At 64.9% G+C, this 402-nt stretch carries 1 pseudogene; it reads left to right on the top strand.

From position 1 onward, the window contains the following. Positions 1-402: pseudogene (locus KDK95_RS39100) on the top strand (c-type cytochrome biogenesis protein CcsB); the annotation flags it as partial.

The raw sequence follows: 402 nt of genomic DNA, 5'->3' as shown, positions 1-402 counted from the left end.
CGGGCGGACACCGTGTTCGGGCTCAAGTACTTCCTCTCCAGCCAGTCCGCCATCCTCTGGATGAGCATGCTGTTCTTCATCAGCACGGTGTTCTACTGGCTGGGCATGTTCGCCCGCGGCGAGCGCGGAACGCTGTCGCTGCTGGGCTCGCGCATCGCCTGGGTGGCGATCGCCATGGCGCTGATCGGCACCCTGGTGCGCTGGTACGAGAGCTACCTCATCGGGCCGGACATCGGCCACATCCCGGTGAGCAACCTCTACGAGGTGTTCGTGCTCTTTTGCTGGATGACCGCGGCCTTCTACCTCTACTACGAGGAGCAGTACGCCACGCGCGCGCTCGGCGGGTTCGCCATGCTGGTGGTGAGCGCGGCCGTGGGCTTCCTGCTCTGGTATACCGTGGTG

The organism is Actinospica acidithermotolerans (assembly GCF_018139625.1).
In the GTDB taxonomy this organism is placed as follows: domain Bacteria; phylum Actinomycetota; class Actinomycetes; order Streptomycetales; family Catenulisporaceae; genus Actinospica; species Actinospica acidithermotolerans.
This window is presented reverse-complemented; position numbering and strand designations above follow the sequence as displayed.